Genomic DNA, 17093 nt, shown 5'->3' on the forward strand with positions numbered 1-17093 from the left:
AGCGTGGGTGTACCGAGAGCCGGATGCGGGCGGCGCGGCTGGCGGCGGCTATCCTGGCGCGGCTGTGTCTGAGGCGGCGCCGCTAGCCCTCGGCCCAAACGAGGAACTCCACGGCCGCGTAAATTGGTTTCCCGAATTCCCGCGCATTCTTGGCTTTACGGGAAAGCGAGGTGACGTCCGCAGCGATCAGCACATCGCAACGAGTGCGAGAGACGCTACTTTTTACCTCCAGGCCGCGCGTGGCGGCGAGGGCTTCCATCTCCCCGCGCTCCCAGATAGTTCCGCGAAAGTTGACCGTTCCGGTGAAGGCTACTCGCGTTCCGGGAGTGAGGATGCTGGAAATATCAGGCTGTTCGCCCAGCGTTTTATAGGTCACCCGGACCCCGTATTTTTCGCAAAATTCGTCGATCATTGCCGCGGCCGCGGGGGCAAGCGGAAGCTCGAAAAGCTTTTCTTCCAGTAGCCGGGCCACCTCTTGCGGGTCGCCAACTGGAACGATTCGCCGCGAGCGCGGGGCGATAAACCAGGCGGCGCGCGGGCTCGGCGAAGCGTGATAGGCGATGGGGACCGCGTGCGGATCGCCGGCCAGGCCGAAGGGCTCGAGCGGGGCGATAATTCCGCACCTTTTTAGTTCCGCGTCAATAATGGCCAGGACCTCATCCGGATTTCCGGTCACCTCGATTCCCCAGCCGTCCACCAGCCGCTCAATGGCCGGCCACAGTTCGCCCAGGCTCGGCGCCACCTGCAGATCGGCCGCGCTAATGCCGTATTTTTCGGTGGCGTTTCCAATATCGCGAGCGGGATTGACCAGGCTCTCGAAGCGGTTTACGTGCGGTCCGCCAAGCGCCTCGTCGCGCAAAAACGCGGAATTATCACCGTGCGGCGAGCCGGGGCCAAAATCGAGGGCGATGTGGATCGGCCGAATAAATCCGTCACTTTGCCCCACCACCCGCATGGAAAGAGCGCAGGTGCGCTCCGCCAGGGTGCCGCTGGCGTCGGCAAGGAACCTGCGCACGCGGTAATCGACTCGCACATCGCGCGCGCGGATTTCGCGCGTGAGCACAATGCCCGCCAGGCTCCGGCACCGCGAAAGCGCCACGTAAAGCTGCCCGTTAGCGAAGATTCCGCCAGAAAGTTCGATCACCGCGCGGTCGAGGGTTTGACCCTGGGATTTGTGGATCGTTATTGCCCAGGCAAGTTTGAAGGGAAGCTGGCGAAAGCTCCCCACGATTTCGCGCCGTAGCGTGCCGCCGTCGGCAACCGGCCGGGTGACGTCCCAATTGTGCGGCGTGACGGCCACTTCGCTTCCGTCGCGGAAACGTACATCAACTTCGAAATCGCCCTCTTCATTGCGCCAGATCCGCAGGATTTGCCCGAGGGTGCCGTTGACCCAGCGATCGGACGGGTCGTTGGTGAGCATCATGATTTGCGCCCCGACTTTGAAATGCAATTCGTCGTCGGTGGGTTTTTCGAAATGCTCGGTGTCCCCGCGCCGCTCGGCGAACGACACAAATTCCTGTTCGTCGAGCAATTCGAGTTTGCGCATATTCTCGGCTGTCACGCGCCGATTCGTGGGTGCGAGGGTGAGCCAAAATTCGCCGTCGGGCGGCGAAAACTCCCCCGCAACACGGCGATTGAGCGCACTCAGCACCCCGCCGGTCACGCGCCCCGAGCGAACCGCGCGCAAAAGCTCGGTCAGCTCGCGGTCACCCTGCTGGCGAAAAATCTCCCGCAGGGTAACGGTGTGGAAAAGCTCGGGCGAATAGTGGTGCGCCGCAAAAAAGTATGGGTTTTCGTAGACGGTGGTGAAGTATTCCTCTTCCGCTGGCGTTACCACCGGCGGAAGCTGATACAGATCGCCAACCAGCACCAGCTGCACCCCGCCCAGCGGGTAACCACGCCGCGGCCCGTACATTTCCAGGGCTTCGCACACCAGATCGAACAGATCGGCTCGCACCATCGAGACTTCGTCAATAATCAGCGTCTCGAGTTCGCCAATCACCTTCGCGAAAGCGCGCGGAAAATACGCGCCGCTTCGCACATCATCGCGGGTGACGCCGGGAGGAAATGAGAAGAGTCGGTGGAGCGTGTAGCCACCCACGTTGAGCGCGGCAATGCCGGTTGGCGCGGCCACGACCACGTTCCTGCCCGCCCGGCGCCGCTTTATAAAATACCTGATGAGGGTGGATTTTCCGGTTCCGGCATCGCCGGTGATAAAAACGTTCTCCCCCGCCTCCATCAGCTCGAGGGCGCGCTGAAAATCGCCGGTGAGGCGAAGCTGGTCTGCCACCGTCGCCGCCCGGCGCCTAACGTGCCCGCTCAGAGCGGTGGGCGTAGCCGGTCAAATCAATTCCCCGCGCGCGGCACCATTCGGCCAGGTCACCGCGAACGACGACGTCGGTTGCGGCGAGCTCATCCACCGATCGCGCCCCCAAAAGCGCCATGAGCGAACGAATCTGTTCCTTCCAGGTACGTAGTTCCAGGACGACGGCGTCTTCCCCGACCATTGCGGCACGCAAGAACTGCGAGGCGACCCCCGCGGCCCGCGCACCTAAAGCCAAAGATTTCACGGCGTCAAAGGCGCTTCGCACCCCGCCCGAGGCAAGCAACGCCAGGCCGGCGCCCGCATCGAGCAAACACGCCGGGGCGGATTGACCGAAACCGGCGAGGTAAGAAAACTCCCCGAAGCGCCGGCGCGAGTTTTCAATTTGCGCGAAGTCGGTGCCACCACGCCCGCCCACGTCCGCGATTTTTATTCCTAAGCCGGCCAGAAGTTCCAAGGTTGGCGCGGAAAGGCCAAACCCAACTTCTTTCACGATCACCGGAACACCGGCACCCGTGGCAATTTCCTCCAGCGATTTTTCCCAGTTCGAGAACTCTCGCTCGCCTTCCGGCATCACGATTTCTTGGACGGCATTGATGTGCACTTGCAGGGCGTCGGCTTCCAATAGCTCCACGGCACGCTTGGCATCGTCCGCGCTTCGCCCCACCCCAATATTTGCCATGACAAAACCGCGCGGGTTTTCTTTGCGGATCACGGTGAAGCTCTCCGCCGCTCGCGGATCATCCAGCGCCACCGAAACCGAGCCGCAGGCCATCGGCACCCCAATTTCGGCCGCGCCCACCGCTAGAGCGCGGTTAATTGCGCCGGTCTTTTCGGTGCCGCCCGTCATCCCGTTAATATAGAACGGAACCGGCCAGGCGAACTCCCCCAGATCCGTTTCTAGCTCAACGCTCGCCACATCGGTTGCTCCGAGGGCGTGGTGCACAAAGTCGACGTCGTCGAACTCATTGGCACGCACGGGCTGGGCGAGGGCCAGGTCTACGTGCTCGTCTTTGCGGGCGGCCCGTGAGGGTTGCGCATTCACTACTGCCCCCTCTCCCAGACCGCCATATCCAAGGGGCTAATGCTCGCGCCGACCCACTGCTCGCGAATTGCCGTCAGGCGCCCGGCCTCCCGCGGAACGAACGCAATTCCGCAGTCGCCGCCACCCGCTCCGGAGGATTTGGCGCTAGCCCCGTTTCTTTCGGCAATGTCGCACAGCTCCCGCAAAAGCGGGGTCTCAATGCGAATCCCGGACGTTTCGCCCAGGGTGCGAAGCAGGCTCCGGGCCTGGGAAATAAGATCGCCAATCGCCTCGCCTCCCCGCAAAGCGGCGGCAATCTTGCTCACAACAGCCGCGGATTCTTCTAGGAAACCGGGGAAATACGCGCCGTGGCTGCGCGCCTGCACGCCGGAGACGAGATGCTCGGTGGAGGCCGGCGATCCCGTCCATCCCACCACGATCTCTTCGCGGGCGGGAGCCGGCAGGCGCCTCACCGAGAAGGGCTCCCAGGCCGGGCATTCCAGGGCCGCGGCAATGCTTCCCTCGCTCGCTACGGCCATGATTCCGGCGCGATCCGGGGAGGTATAGGAAATCCATCCACCCAGGGTGGAGGCGGCCACGTCCCCGCCGCTGGCTCGCGGCGCGCGGCCCAAAACCGCAATGAGCGCAAGCTTCAGCCGCTCGATATCATCCAGCGAAAGCTCGTAGAACTGATTGAGCGCGTCCACAATCGCCACGGTGACCGCGGCCGAACTTCCCAGGCCGTATTTTCGGCCGTCATCTTCAACCAAACCGGACGTTATATCAATGGCGTAGTGGCGGGCCGGCAAATGGCGCTCTTCGCGTAGCTGCTCCACTACTCGAATCGCATTTGCCACGTAATCTTGCCCGAAATCATCAAAGACGGGCGCGCCATTTTCGTGGCGCCAGTAGACCGTGTCAAAGGCGCTTCCGAGTGAACGAATGAGTCCGTAGCTTTTTGCGGGTCGCAGGCTCACCGTCATAAAACGGTCGACGGCGATGAGAATCGCTGGTTGCCCGCTTTCCACCACGGCGTACTCGCCAGCAATGTACAGCTTGCCCGGAGCCCGGGTGGTAATCGCCTCGCTCACTGCCCATCCTTTCGTTTTGCGCCACAACGCGTTAGCGCGCGTTGCCAGTTCGCGCCCGACGCCGTTTTAGACGGCCGTTGCCGCTCCGTCTGCCGCAATAACCTGCGCCCCGGGGCCCGGCCCGCAGACCACCACCGTGCCAAACTGGCGCGCCTGGGCGGCTACCTCATCAGCGTACTCGGGCAAGGTCAGCAACACGACGTTCGGGCCCGCATCGGCGGTGGCGTACACCGGGATCCCACTTTCACGCAGGCGGGCGGCAAGGTCAAAGATTTCCCAGCTTACCGGAGCCAAATAGCGAATCGGCGGCTCGCAGGCTTCAATCGCCGCGTGCATTCGCAACGCGGACATTTCCGTCAGCTGCCCCAGCCGGGCAAAATCCCCAGCCGCGGCCACCTCAATCGCCTCAGCCAACATTTCTTCGGTAGCAGCGATCCAAGCACCGTAATAGGGCGAGGTTTGCGCGGTAATTCGCATGGCCTCGCGGCTGGTGACTTTTTTATGCGTATTGGAGGTGATCACGCAGACCATGCGCACTTGCGGCGCGGGGACCTCTTCCGCAAATGACTCTTCATCGCTTCCCGCGTGCCAAACGGCCATACCGGGAGTGATTGAGCGCGTGGCTGACCCCGATCCGCGCCGAGCCAGCCGCGAAAGATCGCGCGCGCTGAGATTCAACCCAAACTCTCTGGCGGCCGCGGTAGCGAGCGCCGCAAAGCCGGAGGCAGACGAGGCCATTCCGGCGCCGGTCGGCGCCTCATTACGGGTATCAATATCCACGTACCACTCGCGCTTTTCTGCGCTCGCCCCGGCCGCGGCAAATTCGGGCGCGGCGGCCCACTCGCGCACAACATCCAGCAGGCGGGAAGCACGCGAAAGCTCGCGCTCGGTCGCCTCCCGGCCCCCAATCCGCATGGTGTCCCGGCCCAGGTTATTGCGGCGTACCTGCGTCGTCGTCGGGAAAGCATCGAGGGTCATCGAAAGTGACCCCGCCACGGGAAGCATTAATTCTTCGTCTGCTTTGCCCCAGTATTTAATAAGGGCGATATTCGGGTAGGCGCGTGCTGTTGCTGTCACTTTGTTGGCTCCAGAGAGGTTACCCAGGCGTTCTTCGCACCGGCTTGCAGAAGCGAGCGGTGCACTCGGTTGGCATCGTCCCAGCTGGCCGCGAGCGCCACAATGCAACCGCCAATGCCTCCGCCGGTCAGCTTGGCGCCGAGAGCCCCGGCCCGGCGCGCCGCGCTCACGAGGTTATCCAGCTCGCGCGAGCTCACTCCAATTTCACGCAGAAGTTTATGTGCACGCCACATGGCACGGCCCATGCTTTGCGCGTCTCCGCTGGCAAAATAGCCCGCGGCGCGGCGCGCGATATCGCCCAGCTCATTAATATGTGAGGTGGCCAGCTCCGGTTTGGTTTCGCGCAGTCGGCGCACAGACTCAACCGCCTGGCGGGTGGATCCTTTCACCCCGGAGTCGGCAATAATGAAATGGAACGGGGCTCCCACCGCGAGCGCGTCCACGAACGGCTTTTGGAACTCAATCACCGAATCGGCGTTGACGGCGTGGGCATCCATCCCGGAGGGGCGCCCGTGGGCAACTCGTTCGGCAGTCTGGGTGAGGTTGAAGCGCTCCTCGTGGGTAAGCTCCATTCCTGCCGCTCGCGTAATCGCCAAAATAATTGCGGACGAAACCGCGGCGGACGATCCCAAGCCGCGTTCATGAGGAATGTCTGAGTAAATCGAAACGCGCGCGCCCAGGCCGGGTGCGGCGGCGTCCAGCGCCGCGTCAATTGCGGCATTTACCGGAGCTAGGCGATCGGGAGCCAAGCCAGCCGGGCCTTTATAAAGCTCGGACTCGATATAGGACTCGCCGGAAATAATTGACGCGTTTGCGATTACCGGGAGCACATGGACCGGGAAAGCGATAGCCGGAGCTCCATACACCACCGCGTGTTCGCCAAAGAGGATGATCTTTCCGTGGGCACGCCCCACACCCGTTCCAACCCGAGGTATGCGGGTATGGGTGTCGAACGCGTCAAGCTTCGGCGACTGGTTCAATATTTACTCCTAGGGATCTACCCGGCTGGTAACTCAAGAACACGCGGGCGCGGTGAGGCACCGCCGTAACGATTTCCCATGTTAGCTACCCGAATAGGTTTATGCCTGTTTCAATAACGCGTGCCACTTTTAACGTCATTCCCGACGCCGCCGCTCCGCGGCAATCGCGGCTACTAGGTACCCCGGCGCGCGGTTTAGCTACGCCCGCGGCGCGCGCCATAACGGCCAAGCTCGTGGCTACTAAGCAGCGGCGCCGCTTTCTAAGACCTGCGCCAAACGCAGTAGGGAGGCGCGGATTCCACCGCCGTTGGCGCGGCGGAAACCGAGTAGCTCGTATACCTTTCCGCCCCGGCTTCCCCGATATCCGTAATCGAAGGTCTCGCGCACAAGCGTTTTCCCGCCCGCCTGGGGTGCCATCTCCCAGCGCCAGCGGTGGCCGGCCGGGTGGCGCCATTCCAGAAGGCGCTCGGGAATCGACTCGGTTACCTCGGAGGTGATCCAGTAATCGACGCCGAACATCGTCATATCAACCGTAAACTCGTCGCCCACTTCCAGCTTCGAGGGGCCGACCACTCGCGGCTTGACGGTGCCAGAGCCATCAAACTCGTGGTGACGATGCGGGTTGGAGATCAGCTCCCAGACCTCGCGTGCCGGGGCGTTGATCTCGATCTGGTAGCTGACTTGGTAGGGGCCCGAGTGCACCCATCGCACTCGCTGCGTTAGCGCAGAATCCGTTTCGCCATTCTTACTGTGCTTTTCCATAGACCCAAGCGTACCCATCACGGCCCGCGGTGGGGAGCCAAAAAATGCACAAAGCCCCGATTTTCGATCATCATGCATCCAAGAAATGGACGCTGTTCCATCAAAAATCGGGGCTACCGGGTGGCCGACGGGGCTTGAACCCGCGACCTCCTGGACCACAACCAGGCGCTCTACCGACTGAGCTACGGCCACCATGAGCAACGAAAGAAAACTATAGCTGAAATGCGTGCTCTACACCCAGCTTTCCGCCCGTGATACCGAACACGGCGGGTACCGAAACCCGCTCGCCGCTACCACGCCGATCCGCGCGCTCCGCCGTCGGGAAAAGACCACCGACGCCGGGCTCGGCCGCCGCTACCACGCCGCGCGTACGGCAATGGCGCCCGCGAAAGCCTTCAAATGGCTCTCGTCGGCGGAAAGATACAGAGAGCCGTCAATCAGCGAGACCTCCATAATGTAGAACTCGTTCGGGTCATCCTCGGGGGCGGGAACAAGATCAACTCGGTTGAAAAGCAGTAGGTGATCGCGCCCAAACTTCTCGCGTACCACCTTGTGCAGGCCGCCACGCACCCGATCGCCCCAGCGCCACTCCTTTTCATGCGCGGGCGAGGAGCGCACCACTTCTTCGGTCAGCGTATCGCCGCCACGGAAGCGCGGGTGGAGCATGGGCTCCTTTTCCACTCGGTAGCTCGGCATGCCGTTGAGGAAGACCAGCGAAATCTCACCGGTGGTATCGATCGTCTCCAGGTAGCGCTGCACCATCACCGCGCGGCCACGCTTAAGCTCATGCTGGGCGTGGAGGATGGCCTCCGAGCGCGAGGGCGCCTCATTGGCGGTGTAGCGCCCCGTGCCTCGACCCGCCGAAGAAACCGCGGGTTTCACAACGAAATCGCCACTCGCCGGGAAACGGGTATGCACCTGGTGCTTGGTGAGGTCTTCATCCGGTTCCAGCCACGCCGTCGGGATGGTCGGCAAACCCACGCGGCGCAAATCCTCCAGATAGTGCTTATCGGAGTTCCATTCCAAAAGGTCCGGCGCATTCAGGAGGCGCGGCACCGAGCGGGACCAATCAATGAACTTCTTCCGATCCCGGGCGTAGTCGCGCACGGAACGCACCACGACCAGATCGGCTTCGTCCCACTTCACGTCCGGATCGGACCACACGCCAATGCGCGGCTCAATGCCCTTATCGCGAAGGGCGTCCGGGAGGCCCGATTCGTCGGGGGCCAGGTTCGGCAAATCTGCGGAAGTCGCAAGGATTACTACGGGATCAGACACAAGGCCCAGCCTACCTTCACGAAGCGAAACTTTCGCGCGAACTTTCCGGTGGGGTCGAAAGCCGCCAATTTTACTGCGTCACTTTCAACTACATGGTGCGCCTCTCAAACCCAGGTTTCCAGCCAGCCCAATCGCCTCCACAAAGGTAATCTCAGAGGTAGGAAACTCTGGCCCGGTACACGCGCCGGCCGGCGGGCAACGCCGTCGGGAAAAATCGTCAGGAAATGGATTTTGGAGGAACCCGTGCAGCTACTTGGATCCAGCCCGCTTCTCACCCTCTTCGTGGTGATCGCGGCGGGGTCGATTATTGGTGCGATACCGTTCGGAAAGCTCAAGTTCGGCGCGGCCGGCGCGCTTTTCGTGGGCCTGGCGCTTTCCGCCGCCGACCCCACCCTGGGCGAGGGAATGGCACTCGTGCAGTCACTTGGCCTGGCGCTTTTCGTCTACACCATCGGAATCTCGGCGGGCGCCGGATTCTTCTCGCAGTTCCGTTCCCAACTGGGCCTGCTCGGAAGCGGTGTGGTGGCGACGGCGATCGCCGCCCTCATTTCGGTGCTCCTCGGCCACGTTTTCGACATTCCGCGCAATTTACTGGCCGGCCTGTTTACCGGCGCCATGACCTCCGCGCCCGCGATGGCGGCGGCGAACTCGATTTCGGGTTCCTCGGACCCCTCGGTGGGTTACGCATTCGGCTACCCCATCGCCGTCATCGTTGGAATCATTATTGTTTCGGCGATTGTGACAATGCGCTGGCCAGGGCGTAAAGACACTCCCTCGCTGGCCGATGCGCATCTGACCCCGGTCACGATTGAGGTGGAGCATCCGGAAAATCTGCGCGAAATTCCGCGCTGGCGCTCCGGTGATGTGCAGTTCTCCTACCTTCAGCGCAATGGTGAAACTCGCGTGGTCCTGCCCGGGGAAGACCTGCACGAAGGCGATCATGTGGTGGCGGTTGGTTTGCCCGAGCCGGTCAACCAGGTGATTGAGGAGCTGGGGCACAAAGTTCCCGAGCATCTGGCGGACGATCGCTCAAACGTCGAATTTGAGCGCTTTGTGGTCTCTAACCCGGATCTCTACTCGCGCAAAATCGCCGAGCTTTCCCTGCCCGCGCGCTACGGCGCCACGGTCACCCGCATTCAGCGCGGTGATCTGGAGTTGTTGGCCAACGGCAATTCGGTGCTCCAGCCGGGCGATCGTGTTGCGGTGGTTGTTCCCACCAAGTATCACGACGACGTCGAAGCAATCTTCGGTAACTCCGAGCGCAAGGTTTCGGAAGTCGACGCGCTGACCTTGGCGCTCGGCCTCACCATTGGCGTGCTCGTGGGTCTGGTGGAAGTTCCGCTCCCGGGCGGACTTTCCTTCTCGTTGGGAACCGCCGCTGGCCCGCTGGTTATTGGCATGATCCTCGGGGCGATCCGCCGCACCGGGCCACTGGTCTGGCAGCTTCCGGAAGCCGCTAATTTGACGTTGCGCCAGTTCGGCCTGTTCCTATTCCTGGCGGGGCTGGGGCTAACGGCGGGACCGAGCTTTGCGGAAGTTCTTGCCTCTCCCCTGGCCTGGAAGGCCGCTCTGACCGCGGCGATCGTGACGATCTTTAGTTGCGTGGCGATTTTGCTGTGCTGCCGCTTCTGGCTCAATCTTTCCGCCCCGCGTTCCGCCGGCGCCATGGCCGGATTCTTAGGCCAGGCCGCGATTCTGGAGGCCGCCGTCTCCAAGGTGGCAGACGAGCGCATCGATTCTGCTTATGCTGCACTTTTCGCCTTCGCGATCATCGTGAAAATTCTGCTGGTCCCCGTGGTGCTCACGCTCTAGGAGAGGGCTGGGGGCTGGCGGCACAGGCTCCCGGGCTGGTGGGCGCAAGCTGGCGTGCTTGCGGCGCAAGCTACTGCTCCCCGAAAGCAGGAGGCATTCGGCCCAGCTTTCGGGGAGCAGTTTTATTTTTACTTGATTGCAGTCCTATTGCTTCCGCTTTATTACTTTCGCGCGATTTGAATCTTGCGGCCCTGTGCCGCCTCGCTCGTCTTGGCCGTTACCACGAGCACACCGTTTTTCAGCTCAGCGTCGACCGTGGAGGTATCCACCGACTGGTCGAAAGCAAGATCGCGGGAGATGCGGCGCGTACGCTTGCCGTTCTCATTTTCCTCTTCCTGCTCCGCCTTCAACGTGATGTGATCGGGATACACCGATAGATCCAGCTCTTCCTCGCTGAAACCGGGCACGTCAAAGACGACTTCGTAGCCGTCGTCGTTCTTCTTCATGAACGAGCGGTAGCGCTCCCCCACGGATTCAGCCTCGCCCGCCTCATTGCGCAAAACACGAGTCGGGAAAGCAAAGAAGCCCTCGAAGGGATCCATCATCCGTGAAAACTGCCGATTGAGTTCGCTAGCCATTTTTCCTCTTTTCATTCCTGAAGCTCTGGCCCCTGCCACCGGCATTGGCCAGCTCGAGAAACGTTCGCCGCTCGGTTTGCCCGAACCGGCTCCGCTTCTCTATTCAATTTCTCTGTTCAGTGAGTACAAGGAATTTCAGCCAAAAATACTTCCCGTTTTCGCCAAATTTCTCGAAGAGTAAAAACGGCGATAATTTGCGGAAAATGGGAATAAATCGCGAGTATAGTTGAGCGTTATTGACTCAAGTTTATAGAAGCTCAGCGGCTCAGCTTTTTTGCTCTCACTGCGCTCCAGCTCGCCCACTGAGCTCAATCGGCCTCGTCGCGCAGGCGCTGAATTTCTCTCGCCTCGGCAACCCGCGCCTCGCGTTCCTTCGCCCAGGGAATAGCTATCCGCTCCATCAAATCAGCCACAGCTCCCGGATGCTCGAATGAGTGATCCACGCGCATTTCACTCAAATCCGCGGCCTCCCCCGCTCGTTCCAAAATCGCTTCGGAGTTAGTTCCCGCGGCAACCGCCCGCCGCGCCGCATCGCGAGCGCGTGCACGCAAATTGCCCGCCGTGTATGAAATGTCTTCCGAGCTACGGTTTTGCGAGAGTTTCGCCTTCCCGACGACGTCATCGACCACCACCTCGATTCCGACCAGCGCCTTTAACATGGGCGCCACGCCCGCGCCGCTTTCCGTGCCGGCCCCGCACGCGCCGGGACTCCACTCGGGCTCGTGGGCGCGCGAAAGCTCGGCGAGGGTGCGGATTTTCCAGTCGGAGTCGTGATGGGCCACGAGGCGCCCGCGGATTTGGATCGTGAGGTAATTCCAGGTGGGGACGCGCGGCATTCGAGCATCCGGGGCCGCCCGCGTCATATCGGATGGGGAAACGTAGCAGTTCGGGCCGGTGACGGTGACCAGGCATTCTCCGGCGTCGTGCCACTGCGGGTTGACCTTGGCGCAGTGCGTATGGAGCGCGAGTTTTCCGTCCGCGCGGCGCGCAATATTAAAAGGGAGAAAGGTGGCATCAATCCCCCGCTCGGCGCAGGTGATAAATTGGCCGACCCCAATGCGAGCGGCCCACGCCACCGCGGCGTCGGGATCGAGGTTGAACTGAGCTGCGACGTACATGAAAGCAGGCTACCTGGCTCGCGCCTGCGCCAGCACCAGCCGCAACCGGCGGGTAAAGCGAGAACTCGGAAAACGAAAAAACCCGGAGCTTTTAGCTCCGGGCCTCGCCTGTACACCGCGAGGGACTCGAACCCACAACCCACTGATTAAGAGTCAGTTGCTCTACCATTGAGCTAGCGGTGCATTTGCCGCAAAGTTTTTTCAGTCACCCTTGCAACGAAGTAATACTTTAGCGTCGCTCCCGCGGCCTTTGCAAGCCGAGCGCGTGTAATGCTCGGCACACGCTTCAATGCGGCGGCAGTTAGCCCCGCTAACTCGGGGATCACTAAGTGGAAGTCTTCGCGGTCCTGCGTTCGGCCGGCTCATCCCCGCTTACGCGGGGAGCACCTTTGTGGGCATACGCCGCGCATTCAAAACTTGGGCTCATCCCCGCTTACGCGGGGAGCACGACGAACTCCGCGAACGTGGAGCGTTCTCCGTAGGCTCATCCCCGCTTACGCGGGGAGCACCGAGACTCGCGTACGCATCGAGCACCGTCGGAGGGCTCATCCCCGCTTACGCGGGGAGCACATGGCCGTCAATTCGGAGGCGTACCGGGCCGAAGGCTCATCCCCGCTTACGCGGGGAGCACCAAGGGATGAGGGGCTCCGGCGGTGGAACTCGAGGCTCATCCCCGCTTACGCGGGGAGCACCCTTCATCACGCGTAAATAACTCCTCAATCAGGGGCTCATCCCCGCTTACGCGGGGAGCACGTGGAGCGAGACAAGCTAGCTCTGGCGGGGCGGGGCTCATCCCCGCTTACGCGGGGAGCACTTCGTCGATGAGGGCGGGACAGTTGGTGGAGACGGCTCATCCCCGCTTACGCGGGGAGCACTCGATATCGGTGAGGAGCGGGCCAAAACCGGCAGGCTCATCCCCGCTTACGCGGGGAGCACCGGCGTTATCGTGTGGGTAATGTGGCTGACGTGGGCTCATCCCCGCTTACGCGGGGAGCACCCTCAAGCAAGCAGTACGTGAATTAACCCAATCGGCTCATCCCCGCTTACGCGGGGAGCACTTACGCCCCGCCGGGCGTCTAGTTATCGGCGGCGGCTCATCCCCGCTTACGCGGGGAGCACACGGGCGATACGGGTCGGTGACTGTTGGAGGAGGGCTCATCCCCGCTTACGCGGGGAGCACCCTCTGCGTTAGCTGTAAGCGCGTAAACGTTGAGGCTCATCCCCGCTTACGCGGGGAGCACTTTAGCGACTTGCGGCAACATTCGCCGCCCCGCAGGCTCATCCCCGCTTACGCGGGGAGCACCGCGTACATCCCGGAATCGGCACGCTCACCAAAGGCTCATCCCCGCTTACGCGGGGAGCACTCCCGCCCGCCGCCTGTGGCGTGGCGACAGCCGGGCTCATCCCCGCTTACGCGGGGAGCACTTTTCTCGCCGAACTGGCGGGCGTGCCTAGGCAGGCTCATCCCCGCTTACGCGGGGAGCACGATGGAGAGTGATGCGCGGATGCCCTCGGCGGCGGCTCATCCCCGCTTACGCGGGGAGCACTATTCTCGGTAGGGCAGGTATCCGGTAATGCTGGCTCATCCCCGCTTACGCGGGGAGCACGGCTGATAGCCCGTCAAATGTGCGGCCGCTGTGGGCTCATCCCCGCTTACGCGGGGAGCACCAGTTTTTCCCGTTGTGTCGAATGGAACCGAAAGGCTCATCCCCGCTTACGCGGGGAGCACGCGATGCCGAGTGAGGGGCGCGTCCGCGAGAAGGGCTCATCCCCGCTTACGCGGGGAGCACTAGCCCCGCTTTCCGAGGAACCCAAACCAGCGCGGCTCATCCCCGCTTACGCGGGGAGCACTAGCCCCGCTTTCCGAGGAACCCAAACCAGCGCGGCTCATCCCCGCTTACGCGGGGAGCACTAGTCCCGCTTTTACGAGCCGTTCCGCGTCGCGGGCTCATCCCCGCTTACGCGGGGAGCACGTGAAATCAATATCGAAAAGAGTTGCTTGGCTCAGGCTCATCCCCGCTTACGCGGGGAGCACTCACGTATGCGGGTTCTGGGTATGTTGTGCCGAGGCTCATCCCCGCTTACGCGGGGAGCACACGTGCGCGGCAAACGCCTTCGATATGCAGTATGGCTCATCCCCGCTTACGCGGGGAGCACTTCCAGTTCTTGCGGGTCGTCGTCGAGCCCGTAGGCTCATCCCCGCTTACGCGGGGAGCACGAAAGTCCAGGCCTTCGTCTCCGGGGTCTTCCCGGCTCATCCCCGCTTACGCAGGGAGCACTATGTCAACGCGCCGTTTTCAACCCGGGAAAGGGGCTCATCCCCGCTTACGCGGGGAGCACGTCGGGCGCGTATTTTTTGAGTGGTTCGAGGAAGGCTCATCCCCGCTTACGCGGGGAGCACCAAGCCACCGAATGGGCGGCGAAAGGTGCTCGCGGCTCATCCCCGCTTACGCGGGGAGCACTTGGCGCGACCTGGTAGGCAACAACTCGTCGACGGCTCATCCCCGCTTACGCGGGGAGCACTCTCCTTTATGTGAGTGGGATGGAACTTTTTCCGGCTCATCCCCGCTTACGCGGGGAGCACGCCACTGCCCAGAACTCCTCCGGGGTCACTTTCGGCTCATCCCCGCTTACGCGGGGAGCACGTTCCTCAAGCTGGTCAGGCGCGACTTGTGGGGGGCTCATCCCCGCTTACGCGGGGAGCACCCGACTACTACGACAGTGAGACGGTAGTAACCCGGCTCATCCCCGCTTACGCGGGGAGCACTTACAGTCCTCACTGGCTGGGGATACGAGGAAAGGCTCATCCCCGCTTACGCGGGGAGCACTAAATGCGGCTGGCCTGGATAGTGTGCGTGAGAGGCTCATCCCCGCTTACGCGGGGAGCACCAGGGGGTATAGGTTCTCGTGCCATGCCCTTAGGGCTCATCCCCGCTTACGCGGGGAGCACTGCCGGCGTGAACCCGTAAAAAATCGGCTCATGGGCTCATCCCCGCTTACGCGGGGAGCACGTGGGGCCCGCCGCGGCCGAGCCTCCCGGCCCCGGCTCATCCCCGCTTACGCGGGGAGCACCCTTTCGAACGTTTGGTTGATTGCTTGGGTGGCGGCTCATCCCCGCTTACGCGGGGAGCACTGTTTCATCGGTTATCCCTTTCCATTGCGTTAGGGCTCATCCCCGCTTACGCGGGGAGCACCTATCGCCGCCGCCGCCAAGCTCTGCCCATGCCGGCTCATCCCCGCTTACGCGGGGAGCACTCGGGTCGCGCATCGTCACATCACCGTTAAACAGGCTCATCCCCGCTTACGCGGGGAGCACTATGACAAGGAGCGTCAGCTTCCCGGTACCGCGGGCTCATCCCCGCTTACGCGGGGAGCACACTAAATGACCTGGGGTTTTACCCGAGGGCTTTAGCTCTTTTATTCACTTTATCCGGTTTTCGTTGTTTGTGGAATACGAAGTATTAGGAGTCGGATTGGTGCCCTTCGGCATCACTCGCCCACTTCGGGGAACGGGCATCGTACATCCTCCTGGCTGCACTCCAGCCGCGACCCCGCCTACTTACCGTTCTGGATTGTTCAGAGGAGCACGGCCTCTTCATCAAGACAAGCCCGTCGAAATCTGTAGGTTCCCACTCGTGGTGGTAAACGTCAAAGTGAAGGTGTTGCTCGCCTGCAGCCGAATGCACCATGATCGCTTTGCCATTCTGGCATAACTCCTTCGTTCGCGCCCATATCAGCTCTCTAATCCGAGCCGACGGGTTGCCAACGAATACCCCCGCAGAGATCTCTAACAACCATTTCGTTAGATCTCCACGCAAACTCGCGGGCGCTGCCGTCAGGACTAAAACCATCATTTCCACTCCTCTGAAGAACTCTGCTCTCTCTCCTTCGGCGAGCTTGACCCCAAATCTCCGGGATGATCCAATTCATCCCAAGAGACGAAGGATGCGCTCGAGCGGAGATCTTGAAGTGAGACTTCAGAGTCGTCTTCATCCGACGTGTAGTTGACGCCTGCGGGAACGTACCGATTACCCGTGCCCGCCCAGAGTTTGAGCCCTGCACCTGGCTCTTCGACAACGCGCCCAGCCTCAAGTAGCGCCTTGATATCCCGCGCACATGTGGAAATCAGATCATTCTCAACCATGCGATCACGCATCGCACGCCTCACTTCGGAAGATACGTCGTCGGGTTTAGTAGCTACAGTTTGAAAAGCGACAGGAATACTAATTTTCGCCTTGTAAAGATCAGCAACGTCGTAAATGAACGACCTTTCCGTCCCCGAATGTACGAATCCGAGCGCCGGAGAGCACCCGAGGGACACGACTACTGCTTGGACTACCCCGTACAAGCATGAGTTTGCGGCAGTAAGTGCTTGATTTATTGGATCTGAAGCCTCGTAATCGTCAACTTTGTAGTCTCTCCGCTTCCAAGGAACTCCCGTCTGTTGCGAAAAGGCCCGATAAACCCGACGAATGCGAGCACCCTCTCGCCCACGGAGTTGTTGCATCGTCAAATCGGCAACATCTTCTCCTGGGAAACGATACGAATACATAGCTCGCGCCACCGCGAGTCTTGAGCGCGTGTTAGACACCAAGCGCGCCTGCAGTTCAATCATCCGCGAACTTTTAGCGATTGATCGACCATGCGCGTAGTATCGCACCCCCTTTTCACCCACCCAAACAACAGAAACACCGCAATCACCGAGGAGAGCCATCGCGGCATTACTTATGCGCGTCCCCGGCCCCAACATCAGACACGCGATAACCGCGGCAGGAACGTGAACAATGCCCTCCGAGTCTGTAGCTGTTATTGCATTTTCCGATCTATGTATAACCGCATGCTCGAAATAGACGAAACTCCATCGATCTTCTATCCGCCCGAGTTCGTAGCGCGACGGCGGTGGCGCGCCTCGTAAGACCATAGATTCCCCTTCCTAAATCCCTAACTGCTGACTTGCCACCCATGTCGGCGGAACCAGAGAGTTTTTCGTACAGATTTTCCGTCCCCTGAAAAGGACGATTAATGGAGTACGGCGCCCAATTCATGACTT

The 17093-nt window shown here is 61.5% G+C and carries 12 protein-coding genes, 2 tRNA genes and 1 CRISPR repeat array; of the genes, 1 reads left to right on the forward strand and 13 read right to left on the reverse strand.

Annotated features, from left to right (window positions below):
• Nucleotides 1-82: 82 nt before the first annotated feature.
• From BN2664_RS01755 to BN2664_RS01790, 8 genes are all read right to left on the reverse strand, one after another.
• Nucleotides 83-2290 carry an AAA family ATPase gene (locus BN2664_RS01755; protein ID WP_007000506.1) on the reverse strand — a complete coding sequence of 736 codons (2208 nt, stop codon included), beginning with the start codon at nucleotides 2288-2290 and terminating at the stop codon, nucleotides 83-85.
• Between the two features lie 16 nt (nucleotides 2291-2306).
• Nucleotides 2307-3368 (reverse strand): type 2 isopentenyl-diphosphate Delta-isomerase, encoded by a 1062-nt coding sequence (gene fni, locus BN2664_RS01760; RefSeq protein WP_007000507.1) that lies wholly within the window; start codon nucleotides 3366-3368, stop codon nucleotides 2307-2309.
• A complete protein-coding gene (locus BN2664_RS01765; RefSeq protein ID WP_007000508.1) occupies nucleotides 3368-4438 on the reverse strand; it encodes a phosphomevalonate kinase in 1071 nt (356 codons plus the stop codon). The genes fni and BN2664_RS01765 overlap by 1 nt, the downstream gene beginning before the upstream one ends.
• 66 nt (nucleotides 4439-4504) lie before the next feature.
• Nucleotides 4505-5515, reverse strand: a complete 1011-nt coding sequence (gene mvaD, locus BN2664_RS01770; protein WP_007000509.1) for a diphosphomevalonate decarboxylase — start codon at nucleotides 5513-5515, stop codon at nucleotides 4505-4507.
• Entirely contained in the window at nucleotides 5512-6495 is a 984-nt protein-coding gene (gene mvk, locus BN2664_RS01775) for a mevalonate kinase (RefSeq protein WP_007000510.1), read from the reverse strand. Before mvk ends, mvaD begins: the two co-directional genes overlap by 4 nt.
• Before the next feature lie 240 nt (nucleotides 6496-6735).
• Nucleotides 6736-7257 (reverse strand): SRPBCC family protein, encoded by a 522-nt coding sequence (locus BN2664_RS01780; RefSeq protein WP_051014082.1) that lies wholly within the window; start codon nucleotides 7255-7257, stop codon nucleotides 6736-6738.
• Nucleotides 7258-7376: 119 nt separating this feature from the next.
• Nucleotides 7377-7449: transfer RNA gene (locus BN2664_RS01785), tRNA-His, on the reverse strand.
• Nucleotides 7450-7611: 162 nt separating this feature from the next.
• Entirely contained in the window at nucleotides 7612-8535 is a 924-nt protein-coding gene (locus tag BN2664_RS01790) for an ATP-grasp domain-containing protein (RefSeq protein WP_007000512.1), read from the reverse strand.
• 243 nt (nucleotides 8536-8778) lie between these two features.
• Between BN2664_RS01790 and BN2664_RS01795 the strand changes: the two genes are divergently transcribed.
• Entirely contained in the window at nucleotides 8779-10347 is a 1569-nt protein-coding gene (locus tag BN2664_RS01795) for an aspartate:alanine exchanger family transporter (RefSeq protein WP_007000513.1), read from the forward strand.
• Nucleotides 10348-10508: 161 nt separating this feature from the next.
• On the opposite strand, the gene BN2664_RS01800 is transcribed toward BN2664_RS01795, so the two are convergent.
• From BN2664_RS01800 to cas1e, 5 genes are all read right to left on the reverse strand, one after another.
• Nucleotides 10509-10925: an Hsp20/alpha crystallin family protein gene (locus BN2664_RS01800; protein WP_007000514.1), complete on the reverse strand. Its 417-nt coding sequence runs from the start codon at nucleotides 10923-10925 to the stop codon at nucleotides 10509-10511.
• 308 nt (nucleotides 10926-11233) lie between these two features.
• A complete protein-coding gene (locus BN2664_RS01810) occupies nucleotides 11234-12043 on the reverse strand; it encodes an FMN-binding negative transcriptional regulator (protein ID WP_007000515.1) in 810 nt (269 codons plus the stop codon).
• Nucleotides 12044-12154: 111 nt separating this feature from the next.
• Nucleotides 12155-12226: transfer RNA gene (locus tag BN2664_RS01815), tRNA-Lys, on the reverse strand.
• Between the two features lie 176 nt (nucleotides 12227-12402).
• A CRISPR array of direct repeats spans nucleotides 12403-15420; the repeat unit is 28 nt; unit sequence GGCTCATCCCCGCTTACGCGGGGAGCAC.
• 84 nt (nucleotides 15421-15504) lie between these two features.
• Nucleotides 15505-15897: a type I-E CRISPR-associated endoribonuclease Cas2e gene (gene cas2e / locus BN2664_RS01820; RefSeq protein WP_007000516.1), complete on the reverse strand. Its 393-nt coding sequence runs from the start codon at nucleotides 15895-15897 to the stop codon at nucleotides 15505-15507.
• Nucleotides 15894-16964 (reverse strand): type I-E CRISPR-associated endonuclease Cas1e, encoded by a 1071-nt coding sequence (gene cas1e / locus BN2664_RS01825; RefSeq protein WP_007000517.1) that lies wholly within the window; start codon nucleotides 16962-16964, stop codon nucleotides 15894-15896. Before cas1e ends, cas2e begins: the two co-directional genes overlap by 4 nt.
• Nucleotides 16965-17093 lie beyond the last annotated feature (129 nt).

Origin of the sequence: Actinobaculum massiliense, from assembly GCF_001457435.1 — a bacterium.
GTDB lineage: Bacteria > Actinomycetota > Actinomycetes > Actinomycetales > Actinomycetaceae > Actinobaculum > Actinobaculum massiliense.

What these genes read in the sequence shown, in the direction of transcription:
- BN2664_RS01780 (WP_051014082.1), bottom strand. Translation starts at nt 7,257, where the DNA reads ATGGAAAAGCACAGTAAGAATGGCGAAACGGATTCTGCGCTAACGCAG.
- BN2664_RS01800 (WP_007000514.1), bottom strand. Translation starts at nt 10,925, where the DNA reads ATGGCTAGCGAACTCAATCGGCAGTTTTCACGGATGATGGATCCCTTC.
- BN2664_RS01810 (WP_007000515.1), bottom strand. Translation starts at nt 12,043, where the DNA reads ATGTACGTCGCAGCTCAGTTCAACCTCGATCCCGACGCCGCGGTGGCG.
- cas2e (WP_007000516.1), bottom strand. Translation starts at nt 15,897, where the DNA reads ATGATGGTTTTAGTCCTGACGGCAGCGCCCGCGAGTTTGCGTGGAGAT.
- cas1e (WP_007000517.1), bottom strand. Translation starts at nt 16,964, where the DNA reads ATGGTCTTACGAGGCGCGCCACCGCCGTCGCGCTACGAACTCGGGCGG.